Annotated in this window: 17 protein-coding genes, 1 tRNA gene and 1 riboswitch; of the genes, 2 read left to right on the forward strand and 16 right to left on the reverse strand. The window is 73.3% G+C overall.

Features of this window, described 5'->3' with window-relative positions; translation table 11 throughout:
• Positions 1-78: 78 nt before the first annotated feature.
• The 11 genes from ABZX30_RS15820 to ABZX30_RS15870 all read right to left on the reverse strand — a co-directional run bounded on the left by ABZX30_RS15820 (position 79) and on the right by ABZX30_RS15870 (position 9721).
• A tRNA-Pro gene (locus ABZX30_RS15820) sits at positions 79-152 on the reverse strand.
• Positions 153-250: 98 nt separating this feature from the next.
• On the reverse strand, positions 251-610 hold the full coding sequence (locus ABZX30_RS15825; protein ID WP_355933773.1) for an MmcQ/YjbR family DNA-binding protein: 360 nt from the start codon (positions 608-610) through the stop codon (positions 251-253).
• 116 nt (positions 611-726) lie between these two features.
• Entirely contained in the window at positions 727-1632 is a 906-nt protein-coding gene (locus ABZX30_RS15830; protein WP_355933776.1) for a LysR family transcriptional regulator, read from the reverse strand.
• 31 nt (positions 1633-1663) lie between these two features.
• Positions 1664-2857 carry a glycine C-acetyltransferase gene (locus ABZX30_RS15835; protein ID WP_355933779.1) on the reverse strand — a complete coding sequence of 398 codons (1194 nt, stop codon included), beginning with the start codon at positions 2855-2857 and terminating at the stop codon, positions 1664-1666.
• A 56-nt stretch (positions 2858-2913) separates the two neighbouring features.
• A complete protein-coding gene (gene tdh, locus ABZX30_RS15840) occupies positions 2914-3942 on the reverse strand; it encodes an L-threonine 3-dehydrogenase (protein WP_355933781.1) in 1029 nt (342 codons plus the stop codon).
• Positions 3943-4125: 183 nt separating this feature from the next.
• Entirely contained in the window at positions 4126-4701 is a 576-nt protein-coding gene (locus ABZX30_RS15845) for a GAF domain-containing protein (RefSeq protein ID WP_355933784.1), read from the reverse strand.
• Positions 4698-5297, reverse strand: coding sequence for an ATP/GTP-binding protein (locus tag ABZX30_RS15850; RefSeq protein ID WP_355933787.1), 600 nt, complete (start codon positions 5295-5297; stop codon positions 4698-4700). Before ABZX30_RS15850 ends, ABZX30_RS15845 begins: the two co-directional genes overlap by 4 nt.
• Complete coding sequence (locus ABZX30_RS15855) at positions 5275-5646, reverse strand: DUF742 domain-containing protein (RefSeq protein ID WP_355933789.1); 372 nt, start codon at positions 5644-5646, stop codon at positions 5275-5277. Before ABZX30_RS15855 ends, ABZX30_RS15850 begins: the two co-directional genes overlap by 23 nt.
• A 2-nt stretch (positions 5647-5648) precedes the next feature.
• Positions 5649-6083 carry a roadblock/LC7 domain-containing protein gene (locus tag ABZX30_RS15860; protein ID WP_355933791.1) on the reverse strand — a complete coding sequence of 145 codons (435 nt, stop codon included), beginning with the start codon at positions 6081-6083 and terminating at the stop codon, positions 5649-5651.
• 83 nt (positions 6084-6166) lie between these two features.
• A complete protein-coding gene (locus tag ABZX30_RS15865) occupies positions 6167-8158 on the reverse strand; it encodes an ATP-binding protein (protein WP_355933794.1) in 1992 nt (663 codons plus the stop codon).
• A gap of 300 nt (positions 8159-8458) precedes the next feature.
• Positions 8459-9721, reverse strand: coding sequence for an MBL fold metallo-hydrolase (locus ABZX30_RS15870; RefSeq protein WP_355933797.1), 1263 nt, complete (start codon positions 9719-9721; stop codon positions 8459-8461).
• A gap of 266 nt (positions 9722-9987) precedes the next feature.
• On the opposite strand from ABZX30_RS15870, the gene ABZX30_RS15875 reads away from it, so the two are divergent.
• Positions 9988-10590: a TetR/AcrR family transcriptional regulator gene (locus ABZX30_RS15875; protein WP_355933799.1), complete on the forward strand. Its 603-nt coding sequence runs from the start codon at positions 9988-9990 to the stop codon at positions 10588-10590.
• A 135-nt stretch (positions 10591-10725) separates the two neighbouring features.
• Here the strand turns inward: ABZX30_RS15875 and ABZX30_RS15880 are convergent, their stop codons facing one another.
• From ABZX30_RS15880 to ABZX30_RS15890, 3 genes are all read right to left on the reverse strand, one after another.
• Complete coding sequence (locus ABZX30_RS15880) at positions 10726-11511, reverse strand: SGNH/GDSL hydrolase family protein (RefSeq protein ID WP_355933822.1); 786 nt, start codon at positions 11509-11511, stop codon at positions 10726-10728.
• 218 nt (positions 11512-11729) lie between these two features.
• The gene (locus tag ABZX30_RS15885; protein WP_355933801.1) at positions 11730-12656 is read right to left on the reverse strand and encodes a peptidoglycan DD-metalloendopeptidase family protein; all 927 of its coding nucleotides are present in this window, start codon (positions 12654-12656) and stop codon (positions 11730-11732) included.
• A gap of 4 nt (positions 12657-12660) precedes the next feature.
• A riboswitch (cyclic di-AMP (ydaO/yuaA leader) is annotated at positions 12661-12820 on the reverse strand.
• 306 nt (positions 12821-13126) lie between these two features.
• Positions 13127-15199 carry an alpha-galactosidase gene (locus ABZX30_RS15890; protein WP_355933804.1) on the reverse strand — a complete coding sequence of 691 codons (2073 nt, stop codon included), beginning with the start codon at positions 15197-15199 and terminating at the stop codon, positions 13127-13129.
• A gap of 170 nt (positions 15200-15369) precedes the next feature.
• Here ABZX30_RS15890 and ABZX30_RS15895 point away from each other — a divergent pair, with 170 nt between their 5' ends.
• Positions 15370-16167, forward strand: a complete 798-nt coding sequence (locus ABZX30_RS15895; protein ID WP_355933807.1) for a tyrosine-protein phosphatase — start codon at positions 15370-15372, stop codon at positions 16165-16167.
• A 17-nt stretch (positions 16168-16184) separates the two neighbouring features.
• Here ABZX30_RS15895 and ABZX30_RS15900 read toward each other — a convergent pair whose 3' ends face one another.
• Together ABZX30_RS15900 and ABZX30_RS15905 are read right to left on the reverse strand one after the other, a co-directional pair.
• The gene (locus tag ABZX30_RS15900; RefSeq protein WP_355933809.1) at positions 16185-16307 is read right to left on the reverse strand and encodes a DUF6126 family protein; all 123 of its coding nucleotides are present in this window, start codon (positions 16305-16307) and stop codon (positions 16185-16187) included.
• Positions 16304-16882 (reverse strand): XRE family transcriptional regulator, encoded by a 579-nt coding sequence (locus ABZX30_RS15905; RefSeq protein ID WP_355933825.1) that lies wholly within the window; start codon positions 16880-16882, stop codon positions 16304-16306. Before ABZX30_RS15905 ends, ABZX30_RS15900 begins: the two co-directional genes overlap by 4 nt.
• Between the last annotated feature and the right edge of the window lie 14 nt (positions 16883-16896).

Here is a 16896-nt window from a genome sequence, read left to right on the forward strand (position 1 = left end):
CCGCGATCCGGCCGCGGACACGCCGGAGGCCGCCCCCTCGTTGCCGAGGAGACGGCCTCCGGACTACGACGTCACACGTCGGGACGACAGGATTTGAACCTGCGACCCCTTGACCCCCAGTCAAGTGCGCTACCAAGCTGCGCCACGTCCCGGTACCCGTTGACCTGGGATTTCCCCGGTCGAACGCGCACGGAAACCATACCGCACTCGGGTCGGTGGTCGCGCACTCCTTTCACGTGCGGGCCGGGTGTCAGCGGCCGCCGGGCCGCCCCAGCCCCGGATGGGCCTGAAGCAGGTGGGGCGGGGCCGCCTGGCGCCAGGAGTCGGCGAGGATGTCACGCAGTTCGGCCTCGTCCTCCAGGGCGGCGAGCCGGGCCCTGACCCAGGCGAACTGTGCTTCGTGGCCGGCGATCCAGAACTTCCCCGGCTCGGCCAGGACCAGTTCGTCGCGCTCCTCCTTCGGGCAGCGCACGGCGAGGGAGGTCTCGTCCTCGGGCAGCGTGGCGAACATCTTCCCGGCCACCCGGAAGGTCGGCATGCTCCAGGCGGTCTTCTCCGTCGTGTCCGGCAGGGACAGGGCGATACGGCGTACGTCTTCGGCGTCCGGCATGCTCCGCACGGTAATCCCTCCCACTGACAGTCACCGGGCCACGGCCGCGAGGCGCTTGTAGTAGAGGGTCGTCGGGCACAGCACTCCGGCGGGGCCCGCCGCGGGTTGCCGAAGCCTCACGCCTCCCGCGCCGCCGCACGCAGCGCGTCCAGCACCGGGCGGATCAGCGGGTGCTCCTCGGCTCCACGCCGTACCGCGGCGAAGACGCGGCGGGTGGGGGCCACGCCGTCCACGGGGCGGACGACCACGCCCGCCAGATCCATGCCGCGCAGGGCCGAGCGCGGGACGAGCGCCACACCGGCGTCGGCCGCGGCCAGCGCGACGACCGCGCGGAAGTCGTCCGAGGAGTGTTCGAGGCGGGGCTGGAACCCGGCGTTCTCGCAGGCCAGGACGACCACCTCGTGGCACGGGTTGCCCGGGTAGGGGCCGATCCACGAGTCCTTGGCCAGCTCCGCGAGGGGCACCTCGGCGGTCTCGGCCAGCCGGTGGGTGACCGGGACGACCGCGTCGAAGGGCTCCGCGTACAGCGGGACGTGGGTCAGCCGGGGGTCGTCGGCCCGCGGCGCGCCGCGGTACTCGACGGCGACCGCCACGTCCACCTGCCGGTCGAGGACCATGGGCAGGCTCGCGTCGCCCTCGGCGTCCTGGACGCGGATGCGGATGCCGGGCGCGGACTCGGCGAGGCGGGCCACGGCCGGTGCCACGACCTGGGCGATGCCGGTCGCGAAGGCGGCCACCGTGACCGTGCCGGCCTCGCCCGACCCGTACGCGGCGAGTTCCGCCTCGGCCCGCTCCAGCTGGGCGAGGACCGCGTTGGTGTGGCCGAGGAGGATCTCGCCGGCCGGGGTCAGCCGCACCCCCTTCGCGCCGCGCTCGACCAGCCGGTGACCGGTCTCCTGCTCCAGCGCCGCGAGCTGCTGGGAGACGGCCGAGGGCGTGAGGTAGAGCGCGGCGGCAGCCGCCGTGACCGTGCGGTGGTCGGCCACCGCACGGAGGATGTGGAGCCGCCGCGCCTCGATCATGCGGCCCATTATCGCAAGGTGTCGCCGCTGGTCAGGCCGCCAGTTCCGCGCGCGCCGCCACGAACGCGCCGACCGCGCGGTGCACGTCCTCGGTGGAGTGGGCGGCGGAGAGCTGGACGCGGATGCGGGCCTGGCCCTGCGGCACGACCGGGTAGGAGAAGCCGATCACGTACACGCCCCGTTCGAGGAGCAGTTCGGCCATGCGGCCCGCCTCCGCCGCGTCGCCGATCATGACGGGCGCGATGGCGTGGTCGCCGGGCAGGACGTCGAAGCCTTCCTCGGTCATCCGACGGCGGAACAGCGCGGTGTTCTCGTTCAGCCGGACCCGCAGGTCGTCGGCCGACTCCAGCAGGTCGAGCACCTTCAGCGAGCCGGCCGCGATGACCGGCGCGAGGGTGTTCGAGAAGAGGTACGGGCGGGAGCGCTGCCGCAGCAGGGCGACGATCTCGGCGCGGGCGGCGACGTAACCGCCGGAGGCGCCGCCGAGCGCCTTGCCGAGGGTGCCGGTGACGATGTCGACGCGGTCCATGACGCCGTGCAGTTCGGGCGTGCCGCGGCCGGTGGGGCCGACGAAGCCGACCGCGTGGGAGTCGTCGACCATGACCATCGCGTCGTAGCGGTCGGCGAGCTCGCAGATCTCCGCGAGGGGGGCCACGTACCCGTCCATGGAGAAGACGCCGTCGGTGACGATCAGGCGGCGCCGGGCGCCGGACGCCTCCTTGAGCCTCGCCTCCAGCTCCGCCAGGTCGCGGTTGGCGTAGCCCAGGCGGCGGGCCTTGGACAGCCGGATGCCGTCGATGATGGAGGCGTGGTTGAGGGCGTCGGAGATCACCGCGTCCTGCTCGCCGAGGAGGGTCTCGAAGACGCCGCCGTTGGCGTCGAAGCAGGAGGAGTACAGGATCGTGTCCTCCTGGCCGAGGAAGGCGGACAGCCGCGCCTCCAGCTCCTTGTGCACCTCCTGCGTGCCGCAGATGAAGCGCACGGACGCCATGCCGTAGCCCCAGCGGTCCAGGGCCGCGTGGGCGGCGGCGACGACCTCGGGGTGGTCGGCGAGGCCGAGGTAGTTGTTGGCGCAGAAGTTGAGGACCTCACCGGGGCGGCCGCCCGCGGTGACGTTCACGGTCGCGGACTGCGGGGTGCCGATCACCCGCTCGGGCTTGTGCAGGCCGGCGGCGCGGATCTCGTCGAGGGCGGCGCGCAGGTCGTCGCGCACGGAGTCGAACATGGCAGGCTCCTGAAGGTGCTCGCGGAGGGGGGTGGAGAGGGGGTGCGGAAAGGAGGTCACGCGGTCCAGTCGAGGATGACCTTGCCGCCCCGGCCGCTCGCCGCGTCGGCGAACGCCGCCTCGAAGTCCCGGTGGTCGTACCGGCCGGTGATCACGGGCGTGAGGTCGAGGCCGCCCTCCAGCAGCACCGACATCGCGTACCAGGTCTCGAACATCTCCCGGCCGTAGATGCCCTTGATGGTGATCATCTTGGTGACGATCCGGGCCCAGTCGACCGGGAACTCCTCGGCCGGCAGGCCGAGCATGGCGATCCGGCCGCCGTGCGTCATGTTGGCGATCATGTCCCGCAGGGCCTCGGGGCGGCCGGACATCTCCAGGCCGATGTCGAAACCCTCGCGCAGGCCCAGTTCCCGCTGGCCGTCGGCGATGGCGGCGGCGGAGACGTTCAGGGCCAGGGTCGCGCCGGTCTTGCGGGCGAGGTCGAGCCGCTCCTCGCTGACGTCGGTGACCACCACGTTCCGGGCGCCCGCGTGCCGGGCCACGGCAGCGGCCATCAGGCCGATCGGGCCGGCGCCGGTGATCAGGACGTCCTCGCCGACCAGCGGGAAGGACAGCGCGGTGTGCACGGCGTTGCCGAACGGGTCGAAGATCGCGGCGACGTCGAGGTCGACGGGGACGCGGTGCACCCAGACATTGGCGGCGGGCAGGACGACGTACTCGGCGAAGGCGCCGTCGCGGCCGACGCCGAGGCCGACGGTGGCCCGGCACAGATGACGGCGTCCGGCCAGGCAGTTGCGGCACTTGCCGCACACCAGGTGGCCCTCGCCGCTGACCCGGTCGCCGATCCGTACGTCGGTGACGTCCCGGCCGGTCTCCACGACCTGGCCGACGAACTCGTGCCCGATCACCAGCGGGGTGCGGATCGCCTGGCGCGCCCAGCCGTCCCAGGACCGGATGTGCAGGTCGGTGCCGCAGATGCCGGTCCGCTGGACCTTGATCAGCACGTCCCCCGGTCCGACGGCGGGCTCGGGCACGTCCGCGAGCCACAGCCCGGGCTCCGCCTTCTCCTTGACCAGCGCCTTCAACGCTACTGCTCCTGTATGCGATCCGTGTATGCGATGTGTGTATGCGATGTGTGTATGCGAACCCGGTCCACGGCGTGCCGACGGCACCCGCGTCCGGGGAGAGGAGTGGATTCGCACAGCAATCTGCCGCAGGGCGGAGGCCGGGGTCCATCGAGGTTTTCTTAAGCGGTGCCACAGCTCCGCTTACAGCGGGAATCCGTCGTCCGCGCGCCGCTCGAGTCGTACGGCCAGTTCCGCGGCCCGGGCCTTGATGGTCTGAAGACCCGCCCTGCCCCAGGGCCGGGGGGCGACGTCGGCGACGCACACGGTGCCCAGCACCGCCCCCGTGCTGTCGATGAGCGGGGCGCCCAGGTAGGAGCGGATGCCGTACTCGTCGACCACCGGGTTGCACGCGAACCGCGGGTAGTCGCGGACGTCCTCCAGGACCAGCGCCTTGTGGCGCACCACCACATGGGGGCAGAACCCGTGGTCGCGCGGCAGCCAGCGGCCGACCTCGGGCCGGGTGCCGTCGGCCTTCGCGAACGGCCCGGCGACCGGCGTGCGCAGACCCGCGAAGAACTGCCGTTCCTCGCCGACGAAGTTGACCATGGCGTACGGCGTGTCCGCGAGTTCGGCGAGGTGGTCCGCGAAAGCGTCGAGGGCGGGCTCGGGGCGCTCCCCCAGGCCGAGCCGGTTCAGCCGCCGGGTGCGGGCGGGGGCCTCCTTGTCCTCGGGGGTGAGCAGCAGCCCCCTGACGGGGCGCGGCGGTTCGTAGCTCATGACCGGGCTCCGTGGCTCGGCGCGTGCACCGGGGCGTGGGCGATGAGGTGGCGTACGAGGATGAGCAGCGTCCGCACCCCGGAGGAGGAGATGCGGGCGTCGCAGGAGACGACCGGGATCCGGGGGTCGAGGTCGATGGCGGCGCGCACCTCCTCGGGGTCGTAGCGGTAGGACCCCTCGAACTCGTTGACGGCGAGGACGAAGCCGAGGCCGCGCTCCTCGAAGAAGTCGACCGCCTCGAAGCAGTCCTCCAGCCGGCGGGTGTCGGCCAGGACGACGGCGCCCAGCGCGCCCTCGGACAGCTCGTCCCACATGAACCAGAACCGCTCCTGCCCCGGCGTGCCGAACAGGTACAGCACCTGCCGCGGGTCGAGGGTGATGCGGCCGAAGTCCATCGCCACGGTGGTCTCGACCTTGTTCTCGATGCCGTCGAGGCTGTCGGTCGCGGCGCTGACCGTGGTGAGCAGTTCCTCCGTGCTGAGCGGTGCGATCTCGCTCACCGCCCCCACGAAGGTCGTCTTGCCCACTCCGAACCCGCCGGCCACCAGGATCTTGAGCGCGGTGGGGAAGGGATCAGAGCTGTCGTCGTAGTCCATCGAGCACTGCCTCCAGAAGGGACCGGTCAGTGGGGTTGTGGTGGAAGGCGGGGGGCTTGGCGGTGAGCGCCCCGCAGTCGACGAGGTCGGCGAGCAGCACCTTGGTGACCGCCGCCGGGAGTCCCAGATGGGCGGCGACCTCGGCGACCGGGACGGGCGCCCGGCACAGTGCGAGCACCTGGGCGTGCTCGGGGCCGAGGTAGCCGAGGGGGGTGACGCCGGTGGCCATCACCTGCGACATCAGGTCGAGCGCGATGGTGGGCCGGGTACGGCCGTTGCTGACCGTGAAGGGGCGCACCAGCCGTCCGGCCGCGTCGTCGAGCCAGGGCCCGTCGCCGGCCGCGGCCACCCTCAAGGCCTCGTCGCCGTGGGATCGACGGCGTGCCGGCGGGGCGCGGTCACCAGGTAGGGGCGGACGCTCTTGACCAGCATGGCCATCTCGTAGCCGAGCACGGCCGCGTCGGCCTCACGGCCGGCCAGTACGGCCAGGCAGGTGCCGGAGCCGGCGGTGGTGACGAACAGCAGGGTCGAGTCGAGTTCGACGACGACCTGCCGGACGTCTCCGCCGTCGCCGAACCGGACGCCCGCGCTGCGGCCGAGCGAGTACAGGCCGGAGGCGAGGGCGGCCATGTGGTCGGCGCTGTCGGGGTCGAGGCCGTGGACGGACTTCACGAGCCCGTCGCAGGACAGGAGCACCGCGCTGCTGGTGTGCGGTACGCGCTGGACGAGGCCGCTCATCAGCCAGTCGAGGTCGGAAACCTGGGCGGTCGGCGCATCGCTCGCCATGGTGGATCGACTCCTTGGGGTACGAAGGTCTGCGGGAGCGCTGGAGACGGTGGTGCGGGTGGGTACCGGGCTGGGGTGGGAGGTCATCCGGCCGGGGCGCTCCCGTCGGGCCGGACGGTGAGCTCGTGGTGGGCCGCGCCCACCGGGTCGTGCGCCACTGGGTCGTGCGCCACTGGGTCGTGCGTCATGGGGGCCGGCGTCATGGGGGCCGGCGTCATGGGGGCCGGCGTCCTGGGGGCCGGCTCCGTGTGGCTCGTCCGCGTCGCCTCTGCCGGGAGGGCGTCGGCCTTCTCCAGGTGCTGCTGCGCCTCGGCCAGGCCGATCCCCCGCTGGAAGGCGGCCATCAGGCCGGGGTCGTGGCCGGCGAGGGTGTCGCCGTCCTGGCGTGGTGCCGGGCCGCCCCTCAGCTGGGGCACGAGGTGCTCCTGGGCGCGGCGCCGGGGCAGTCGGGGCTTGCCCATGGTGCCGCGCACGGTGCCGCCGCCTCGCGGGGTGAGGGGCGCGGCGGTGTGTTCCGCGACCGTGCGTGGCTCGTCGGGCCGGATGCCGGGCGCGGCCTCCGCGGGTGTGGGCCGGGCATCGTGGGCGCCGCGCACCGGCAGGGGCGGTGGCGTGCCCTCGTCCGCCGGGGTTCCGGGCCCGCGGTGCGCGTGCCGTCCGTGGCCGTCGGTGGCGACGGGCCGGCTCGCGTCCGCCGGACCGTCGGCCCGGAGCATCGCCCGCGGCTGCTGCTGCGGGGCCTGCGGAACCGGCGGGACCAGGGGGGCCGGCGGCGCCGGGATCCACCTCGTGGCCCCGCGCCCCGGGTGCGCGTGGCCCGGGACCGCGTACGCCCTGCCCGCGTGCCCCGTGTCCGGCGCGTCGTCCGGTTCCGTGCCCAGCAGGCCCTGCGGTACGACGAGGACCGCCTGCACACCGCCGTAGATGTTGGTCTGGAGCCGGACGGTGATGCCGTGCCGCCGGGCGAGCTGCGAGACCACGAAGAGACCGATGCGCCCGTCCGCCAGCAGTCCGGCGACGTTGACCTGGTCGGGGTCGGCGAGCAGGGCGTTCATCCGGGCCTGCTCGCCGACCGGCATGCCGAGCCCGCGGTCCTCGACCTCGACGGCGAGTCCGGCGGTGACGAGGCCGGCGCGGAGCAGCACCTGGGTGTGCGGGGCGGAGAACAGCGTGGCGTTCTCGACGAGTTCGGCCAGCAGGTGGATGACGTCGGCCACGGCGTGCCCGCGCAGCCGGCCGTCGACGGGCGGGACCAGCCGGACCCGGGAGTACTGCTCGACCTCGGCGATGGCGGAGCGCAGCACCTCGGTCATGGGGACCGGGTTGCTCCACTGCCGCCGGGAGACGGCGCCGCCGAGCACGGCGAGGTTCTCGGCGTGGCGCCGGATGCGGGTGGCGAGGTGGTCGACGTGGAAGAGGCCCTTGAGCAGGTCGGGGTCCTCGAGCTCGTTCTCCAGCTCGTCGAGGATGGAGATCTCCCGGTGCACGAGGGACTGCAGCCGCCGGGCGAGGTTGACGAAGACCTCGAGCTTCTGTTCGCTGCCCGCCTGGCTGGAGAGCTGGGCCGCCTGGACGACCGCCAGGACGGCGCCGTCGCGGGCGCGGGCGAGGTCGGCGGCGAGGAGTTCGAGGTCGTCGGCGTCCTGCGGGGGTCCGCCGCGCGGCTTGCGCGGGGGCGGGGTGTCGCCCTTGCGCAGCGTCTCGACCAGGGCCCTCAGGTCGGCCTCGCCGCGGGCGGCGCTGCGGCGCAGGGCGCCGACCCGGGCGCTCACCGAGCGGGCCGTGCGGTCGGCGGCGACGGCGGCGATGAGGAGGGCGGCGACGGTCACCGAGACCGCTCCGGCGAGCACCGTCCACAGGGTGAGGCCGGCGTGGAACCCGGCGGAGCGGACGGTGACCAGGACGGCCGCGCCGGCGCTGAGCGCGACGGCGACGGGCGGCAGCACCGCGAGGCGGAGGAGCTGTGGCCGTAGGGGGGTATCGGGCAGTGCGGGAACGGGGCGGGCGGCCGGCCGCCCGTGCCGGCCGCCCTCACGGCGGTCGGCGCGCGCGGCCGGTGCGCGGAGGTGAGACATGGGTGTCCTCGTACTGGTCCGGCGGGCACGGTTCGGCCCTGCGTCGTCCGACGGACACTCACCGTAGTCGCCTCCGCATCACGCGTGGCGGGCAGTTGACAAAGTCCCCCGGGGATGGTCCCGCTCTGGTATGAGGCGTCGTACGACAGACCGACAACCCGGCCGGAGGTGCCGGAACAGAACCGTAAATCCTCGATCCGACCTGGTCGGATGTGGTCACGAACAGACCACGAGGGCCGGGGAGTTCCTCGCTCCCCGGCCCTCGCCGGCCCTGCGTCGTGCGGCTGCCCCGCCCGGCGCTCAGCCCGCCGGAACGGCCTCCGGATCCCCCTCGTCCTCGGCCGTGCGGCCGGCAGCGTCACCGGCCGTGCCGGCCTGCGCGAGGGCCGCCGAGCCGGCGGTGGCCTTCACCGCGGTCCGCGCGGCCGCCTCCGGCCAGCCGCCCTCCGGGGCGAGGGCCACACTGCGCCACCACGGCTCGGACGGGACGGTCTCGGCGGTCGGTTCGAAGGGCTCGCCGGGGCGGGGCAGCGCGACACGGGCGCCGGCCGCCCGGGCGGCCGCGACGGTGCCCTCGCCGGGTTCCGCCCACGGGTGGGGGGCCAGGTTGAAGGTGGCCCAGTGGATCGGCAGCATCACACCGGAGCTGGCCCGGCCGCCCTGGAGGTCGAGGTGGGCGCGCATGCCCTCCTCGGGTGTCATGTGTATGTCGGGCCAGAACTCGCTGTAGGCGCCGATCTGGATCATCGTGGCGTCGAACGGGCCGTGCTCGGCGCCGATCTCCCTGAAGCCGTCGAACCAGCCGGTGTCGCCGCTGTGGTAGATCCGGTGCTCCGCGCCGGCGACGGCCCAGGAGGCCCACAGGGTGTGCTGGGTGTTGCGCAGCCCGCGCCCGCAGAAGTGCCGGGCCGGCGTCGCGGTCAGGGTGAGGCCGGCGACCTCGGTCGCCTCGTGCCAGTCCAGCTCGCGCAGCCGGCTCTCGGCCACGCCCCACCGTTCGAGGTGGGCCCCGACGCCGAGCGGCACCGCGAACAGGGTGTCCGTCCCGGCCAGCGCCTTGATGGTGGGCAGGTCCAGGTGGTCGTAGTGGTCGTGGCTGATGACGACCACGTCGACCGGGCCGAGCGCGGCCAGCGGCAGCGGAACCGGGTGCAGCCGCTTGGGCCCGGCGAACGGGAAGGGAGAACAACGCTCGCCCCAGACGGGGTCGAACAGCACACGCCGCCCGTCGATCTCCGCGAGCACGCTGGAGTGGCCCGTCCAGGTCAGCCGCAGCCCGGTGGCGGGCGGCCGGGCGAGGTCGGCGACGGTGGTGGGGTGCACCGGGACGGTGCCCCGCGGGGAGCGCCGGGGGCGGGTGTCCCGGTCGAGGAAGACCTTCGCCAGGTCCAGGGCCGAACCGGAGGGCCGGGTGCGGGCGGTGCCTCCGGGGTTCTGGAAGACGCCGTCCTCGAAGTGGGGCGATCTGCGGATGCGGGCCAGGCGCTCACCGCCGGGCTCCGCGCCGAAGGCCTCGGGCCGCAGCGTGCGCAGCCCGGAACGCAGGGAACCCGATCGGGTCACGGTACCTCCAGTTGGAGTCGGCGAGGCTCTCCATTATGGTCGGCCGCTCCGACAACCGGGGACGAAGTCCGGTTATGGCTTGCCCCGCCCGCCGGGCGGGGTCCCGCTACCGTCGGACACTCCACCGTGCCGACCGGCTGTTCAGCGGACGGTCCGGCCGCCGTTCCCGGCCGGCCGCCGGGGATCGCGAAGCTTCGGGCGGTACCGCCGACCAAACGGCCGGACCACGTCGCCACCGGACCCGCGTGACCGATTAGGGTGACGGCGTGGCGAGAGTGCGGTTGAGCGTGCCGGAGCGGCGGGCGGAACTGCTGGGCGCCGCCGTCGAGCAGATCGAGGCGCGGGGCGTGGCGGCGGTGCGGATCGCCGACGTGGCCACGGCGCTCGGCGTGAGCAACGCGCTGGTGCTGTACCACTTCTCCACGAAGGAGAAGCTGGTCGCCGCCGCCTTCGCGCACGCCGCCGAGGGCGACCTCGCGCAGCTGCGGCGGCTGCTGGGCCGTCGTACGTCCGCGCTGCGCCGGCTGCGGGCCGCCGTGCGCTGGTACGCGCCCACCGGCCGGGCCAAGGGCTGGCGGCTGTGGATCGAGGGCTGGTCGGTCGCGCTGCGGGAGCCCGCCCTGCGGGAGGTCACCGGCGAACTGGACCGGCAGTGGAAGGCGGCGCTGGCCGAGGTCATCGCCGAGGGCGTCGCGGCGGGCGAGTTCGTCTGCCCGGACCCCACCGCCACGGCCCTGCGCCTGACCGCCCTGCTCGACGGCCTCGCCGTCCAGCTGACGTCCTACGCCGGCGCGGTGCCGAGGTCCCGCGCCCAGGAGTGGGTGGACGAGGCACTGGCCCATGAACTGAACCTCGACCGCGCACCCTGACCGACCGTCAGGGCCCGCTTTCGCCGTCCGCCCGGCGGAGGGCCGGGGGCCGGACCGGGCAGCGTCCCGGCGGGCGGACCGGGAGCGGCGGCCGGCCGGTCGTGGCCGGCCGCCGGGCTCCCGGAGGGGATCCGGTCAGGCCACCGGGGCGATCCGCATCCTGATGTCGTCCGGGGACAGCGCGCCCTTGGCCGTCACATGGTCGCCGGAGGACTCGCCGCGCAGCCGGCGCCCGATCCACGGCACCAGGTACTCGCGGGCCCAGTGGACGTCGTCGCGGCGGATGTCGAACGTGCCCCGGGGCGGGAGCGGCGGCCAGGGCTGCTCCGGGTCGGCGGGGACCTCCAGGCCGAGCACCTGGCCGGCCCGCAGGGCCACGCGCGTGTGCCCCTCGGGCGAGAGGTGCAGGCGGTCGTGGTCCCAGGCGCGCCGGTCCTGGATCGTCCTCAGGGACCACAGGTCGAGGACGGGACAGCCGTACCGGTCGGCGATCGCCCGGACGTGGCCGTTGTACGTGGCGATCTTGCCGCGCAGGTGCCTGAGCACGGGCACGCCGCGGGTGTCGAAGCCGGTCGTCACCATGACCGTGCCCGCGACGGAGGCGAGTTGGGCCACCGCCAGCTCGAAACGCTCGGCCACCTCGTCGGGATCGGTGCCGGGGCGGATGATGTCGTTGCCGCCCGCGCAGAAGGACACCAGGTCCGGGGCGATTTCGACCGCGCGCGGGAGTTGGTCCGCCACGATCTGGTCGAGCAGCTTGCCGCGTACCGCGAGGTTCGCGTACCTGAAGTCGCCCTCGGGCCGCCGGTCCGCGAGGAGGACCGCGAACCGGTCGGCCCAGCCGACGAAGGCCCCGTCGGGGCCGGGGTCGCCCACGCCCTCGGTGAAGCTGTCCCCCACCGCCACGTACGACCCGATCACTGATCTGCTGTCACTCTTCGAATCGTCTGCCACGTCGGCCCATGATTCACCTTTCGGTGTGACCTACGCGACCGTAATAAGGGGTTGACGGACGGTGAGATAAGCCACTTCGCGGACATGTGCCCCACGGGAATACGCCGGAGCGCACCGGGAGCACGCCGAAGGCCGGACCCGGGGATCAGAGGTCCGGCCTTCGGCAGCCTGAGCGGCGCGACGGGTCAGGCGACGGGCACGCCGTGCGAGCGGAGGTAGCCGACCGGGTCCACGTCCGAGCCGTAGTTCGGCGTGGTGCGGATCTCGAAGTGCAGGTGCGGGCCGGTCACATTGCCGGTCGCGCCGGACAGGCCGATCTGCCGGCCCGCGGCCACGCTCTGCCCGGCCGAGACGGAGATCGCGGAGAGGTGGCCGTACTGCGCGTAGTAGCCGTCGGCGAGCCGGATCACGACCTGGTTGCCGTAGGCGCCGCCCCACCCGGCGGAGACGACCGTGCCCGCGCCCACGGCCTTGACGGGGGTGCCGGTGGGGACGACGAAGTCGACGCCCGTGTGGTAACCGCTGGACCACATGCCGCCCGGCACGTGGTAGCGGGTGCCGACGGTGGCACCCGCCACCGGGAGGGTGAAGCCGGTGGCGGCGTTCGGCGCCGCGGCGGACGCCGGCTCGGGCTGCGCGTCCGGCCGCGTCGCGGAGCGCGTGGCAGACTGCGTCGTCGGGTGCGCGGAGGAGGAAGTCTTCTCCGGGGCGGCGGAGTCGGCACCGGTGCCGGCGGCCTGCTCACCGAGGCTCAGCTCCAGGCCGGGGTGGATCAGCGAGGGATCGCCGCCGACGGCCTCGCGGTTGTCCGCGTAGAGCCGGTGCCAGCCGCCGCTGACGTTCTGCTCACGGGCTATCTTCGCGAGCCAGTCGCCCTCGCGGACGGTGTAGACGCGCACGCCCGCAGGGGCGGCGGCCTTCTTCCCGGTCTCCGGCGCGGCCTGGACCGCTTTCCCGGAGACGGAGTCCTTGGCGGCGGCCGGGACGGCCGCATGGGCGCCGGTGGCCCCCATGAGGGGCAGCGCCAGCGCGGCACCGCCGGTTCCGGCGACGGCGATGGAACGGGTGAAACGCCGGTTCTTGGGACGGCGGTGCTTACCCTTCGCGGGCATGGCGAATTCCTCTCCGGCGCCTGCGAGGTGAGCTGTCGGGTTCGGGCTGGAGCTGCCCGGCCGCGCGCGGAGCGCGGCTTCACCCCTGGCCGTCCTGGAGACCGGGACAGGCCGTCATGCCTGGTGGGTCCCCCGCTCCTGCCGTGCACGGGTGAGTGTGTCCGGGCTCCGGGCGGCGGCAGGATTCGGCGTTCCGTCCGGATTGCTGGCGAACGTAAGCGAGCAGGATGCGAAGGGACAAGCAGTTGGTTCCCTCTGTCCGCCTTTCGCTTGATCCGTTACGGGACATCCCGGTCACCCTCCGTGCATTCCCTTCTTCCGCACCGCCTCGATTCCCCGGGAATCGACGCGGATTACGTGGGCATGACGCGCGACGGACGGTCACGAATATGACGCTCCTCACCACTCGACGTACATGACCCTTTATTTCCTGGCTAGTTGCGATGAAAGGTGCAATCAGTGCATACAGCTCACATACGACGCAAGCGGATGACCGTCGCATCCAAGTCGCCGCGCAGCCCCGTGGGCAGCCCGTGGTGCAGCAGGACGGCACCTCGGTGGACTTCTCCCGTTTCACGGCATTCGTAGGAGGCCGTGGGGTCGAGGCCGCGCAGCCGCAGCGCGGGCACCGGCTCCCCGTACCGCTGCGCCTGGAGCCAGGCGAGGACGACCGTCTCGTCCCCGAGGAGGTACTGCACCGCGCTCAGCCCGCCCTCCGGCGGCCGCAGCCGGTGCAGGTCGCCGCGCTGCACGACCGGGCGGATCTCCTTGTAGAGCTCCACCCATTCCCGGGCCTCGGCGAGCTCCTCCTCCGTCCATTCGGAGAGGTCGCCACCGACGCCGAGAACCCCGGCCATGGCGCTCACGAAGCGGAACTTCAGAGAGCTGACCCGACCGTTGAGCTGGGTGTTCGGGCTGTCGGTGACCCAGGCGGCCATGACCCGCGCGGGATGGATCTGGCTGAAGCCGTGCTGGATGACCAGCCGGTCCAGCGGGTCGGTGTTGTCGGAGGTCCACACCTGGTCCGTACGGCTCATGACAGCGAGGTCGATCCGTCCGCCACCGCCCGAGCAGGACTCGAAGGCGACGCCCGGGTGGGCCGCCCGCAGCCGGTCGAGGAGGCCGTAGAAGGCGCGGACGTGGTCCACCCACAGGCGCTGCGGGTACGGCTCGCCGGGCCAGCCGGCGTCGGTGAAGCAGCGGTTGAAGTCCCACTTCACATAGTCGACCGGGGCGCTGGAGAGCAGCCCGTCGAGCTGCTCCCAGAGGTACTGCTGGACGTCCTCGCGGGCGAGGTTCAGGACGAGCTGGTTGCGCAGTTCCGTCCGCTTCCGCCCCGGCTGGAACTGCACCCAGTCCGGGTGGGCGCGGTACAGCTCGCTGTCCGGGTTGACCATCTCGGGCTCGACCCAGATGCCGAACTGCATGCCGAGGGCGTGCACAGAGTCGGCGAGGGGCTTGAGGCCGCCGGGGAAACGGTCCGGGTTGGGCGTCCAGTCGCCGAGGCCGGCGCGGTCGCTGGTGCGGGCGCCGAACCAGCCGTCGTCGACCACGAACAGCTCGACGCCGATCGCCGCCGCCCGCCGGGCGAGGGTCGCCTGCTGCTCCTCGGAGATGTCGAAGTTCGTCGCCTCCCAGGAGTTGAACAGCACCGGCCGGTCCCGGTCGGCGTCCGGGATGACGTACGCCCGCTGGTAGGCGTGCCAGGCACGGCTGGCACCGCCGAAGCCGGCGTCGCTCCACAGGCCCGCGAAAACGGGCGTGGTGTACGACTCGCCCGGCGCCAGGGCCAGCAGACCCGAGTCGTCGTAGCCGGCGCCGCCGGTGATCTGCACGCGCGCGTCGGGGAGCTGGGCGACCGCGATCCGCCAGGATCCCGACCAGCCGAGGGCGCAGCCGTAGACCTCGCCGTGCTCCTCGCCGGCGCCGGTGTCGAGCGCGACCCAGGGCAGGTGCTGGTGGCCGGTGTGACCGCGGCGGCTGCCGATGACCTTCTCGCCGTGGGTGAGCGCCGCGCTGGTCAGCCGGGACTCGGCGGCCCACCGGCCGTGCAGCTGGGACAGCCGCCAGCCGTCCCGGTCGGGCAGGGTCCAGGTGGCGGCGTCGGCCCGCAGCAGCTCCACGCGCGCGTCGCCGCCGTTGCCGACCGTCACCCAGCGTTCGACGACGTCCCCGCGCATCCGGTAGTGCAGCGTCACGGCCAGGGAGCCGTCCCGGAAACGCAGCCGCAGCTCGTCGCCCTCGGCCTCATGGGCCTCGAAGGTCCACTCGGTGCCGCGCCGTTCCCCGGTGCGCACGGACAGGGCGGGCCGGACGAAGCGGGGGCCGCCCTCCACCGGGTACTCCTCGCGGCCGTCGAGCGGGGACTCGAAGGGCCAGTAGCCGGGCAGCGGACGCACGGCGAGCGCCTCGGCGTCGGCGAGCGCGATGCGCGGGCCCCAGTGGAGGTGGAGCAGTTCGTGCGCCTCCGTGAGGTGCAGCGCATAACTGCTGGTGGGCCCCGTCAGGAGCCATGTACGACCGTTTTCGGCGATGTCCACCATCGAACCCTCACAAGTGCCAACAGATCCGCTCACGTCTCAACATCATCAAGGGCATGAGGGTCCGGAGGCAACGCCTGTGGACAACTGATTGCCCGGGAAAACCGATGTCGTATCGTCATCGGGGGCCCGCCGGCGAGCCGCGACGGCGGGAGCGACCGCGAGGAGCCCACGTGACACAGCAGGTCCCGTCGACCGAGCCGGAGCTGACCGGGGTGCGCAATTTCCGGGACGTGGGCGGCCTGCCCACGGCGGACGGACGGCGGGTGCGCTCCGGGGTGCTGTTCCGCAGCGGCCACCTCGCCCACGCGACCGACCAGGACGCGGAGTTCCTCGCCTCCCTGGGCCTGCACACGGTCTTCGACTTCCGCAACGCGGCCGACAAGAAGCTCGAGGGGCCGGACGTCGACCTGCCCGGCGTGCGCAATGTGAACCTGCCGCTGAGCGACCCGGCGGACGGCGCCGAGTTCTGGAAGATGGTCCGCGACGGCGATCTCGACCAGCTCCGGGCCATCCTCGGCGACGGCAAGGCCGAGCACCGGATGGTCACCTCCTACCGCAGGATCGTGACGGAGCGCACGGCCGAGCACTCCCAGGTGCTGCACGCCCTCGCCGAGGACAGCGTGCCCGCGCTGATGCACTGCGCGGCGGGCAAGGACCGCGCGGGCATCTCCATAGCCGTGACACTCCTCGCGGTCGGCGTGGAGCGCGACGCGATCGTCGCCGACTACCTCGAGTCCAACGCCAAGCACCGCCGCTACCGGGTGCGCCGGGGCGGCAGCCCGGACACCGCCTACACCCCCGAGGTGATGGAGCTGCTCAACCCGCTCTTCGACGCGCGCGCCGAGTATCTGTGGGCGGCCTTCGCGAGCTTCGAGGAGACGTGGGGCGGGGTCGACGCCTACCTGGAGCAGGGCCTCGGGCTCACCCCGCGGACCCGGGAGCGGCTGCGCGCGCGCCTCCTCGACTGACGGCGGCCGGACCGTGTTCAGCCCTTGGCGCCCACCGCGAACAGCAGGTAGAGGAACCCGGCGAACAGGTGGCCGACGGCGATGTAGATGATCAGCCGGATCCACAGGGACGGGGGGAACTTCTCCTCGAAGTCGCTCATGGCAGCTCTCCAGTCAGCGGGCCCAGGCACAGTGCGGCCGTGGGGCTCTGCAGCAAGGTGTGGACGAACAGCAGCTCCACGCCGTCGTGGTCCTCGGCGGCGAGGCGGTGCGGGGTGAGCGAGTCGAAGTGCGCGCTGTCGCCGGGTGCGAGCAGGTGCGCGCTGTCGCCGAGACGCAGGCGCAGGCGGCCCCTCAGGATGTACAGCCACTCCTCGCCGGGGTGGACCCGCACGATGTCGCCCTGCGTGCCGTACGGCACCCGAACGCGCAGTGCCTGCATGCCGCGCCCGGGTGCGCCCGCCTGGAAGTAGGTCCAGCCGCCCGCCGGGGTCGGTTCCATGCCGGCGGCGCGCACGACGGCGTCCCGGCCCGCGACCGTCTCGCCGAGCAGGTCCGAGACGGTCGTACCGTAGATGCGGGCGAGCGCGAGCAGCATCGGGAGCGAAGGCTGGCGCCCGCCGGTCTCCAGCCGGGAGAGATGGGCGGGCGAGAGACCGGCGGCGCGGGCCGCGGCCTCCAGGGTGAGGCCGGCGCGCCGGCGCAGGGCGCGCAGCTGCGGCGCCACGGCGGGCAGGTCGTCGCCCTGGC

Source organism: Streptomyces sp. NPDC004542 (genome assembly GCF_040610035.1).
Taxonomy (GTDB): domain Bacteria; phylum Actinomycetota; class Actinomycetes; order Streptomycetales; family Streptomycetaceae; genus Streptomyces.

Bases quoted from the DNA above. Each gene is read 5' to 3' on its own strand.
- ABZX30_RS15825 (WP_355933773.1), bottom strand. From the start codon at position 610: ATGCCGGACGCCGAAGACGTACGCCGTATCGCCCTGTCCCTGCCGGAC.
- ABZX30_RS15830 (WP_355933776.1), bottom strand. From the start codon at position 1,632: ATGATCGAGGCGCGGCGGCTCCACATCCTCCGTGCGGTGGCCGACCAC.
- ABZX30_RS15835 (WP_355933779.1), bottom strand. From the start codon at position 2,857: ATGTTCGACTCCGTGCGCGACGACCTGCGCGCCGCCCTCGACGAGATC.
- ABZX30_RS15845 (WP_355933784.1), bottom strand. From the start codon at position 4,701: ATGAGCTACGAACCGCCGCGCCCCGTCAGGGGGCTGCTGCTCACCCCC.
- ABZX30_RS15850 (WP_355933787.1), bottom strand. From the start codon at position 5,297: ATGGACTACGACGACAGCTCTGATCCCTTCCCCACCGCGCTCAAGATC.
- ABZX30_RS15860 (WP_355933791.1), bottom strand. From the start codon at position 6,083: ATGGCGAGCGATGCGCCGACCGCCCAGGTTTCCGACCTCGACTGGCTG.
- ABZX30_RS15865 (WP_355933794.1), bottom strand. From the start codon at position 8,158: ATGTCTCACCTCCGCGCACCGGCCGCGCGCGCCGACCGCCGTGAGGGC.
- ABZX30_RS15885 (WP_355933801.1), bottom strand. From the start codon at position 12,656: ATGCCCGCGAAGGGTAAGCACCGCCGTCCCAAGAACCGGCGTTTCACC.
- ABZX30_RS15890 (WP_355933804.1), bottom strand. From the start codon at position 15,199: ATGGTGGACATCGCCGAAAACGGTCGTACATGGCTCCTGACGGGGCCC.
- ABZX30_RS15900 (WP_355933809.1), bottom strand. From the start codon at position 16,307: ATGAGCGACTTCGAGGAGAAGTTCCCCCCGTCCCTGTGGATCCGGCTG.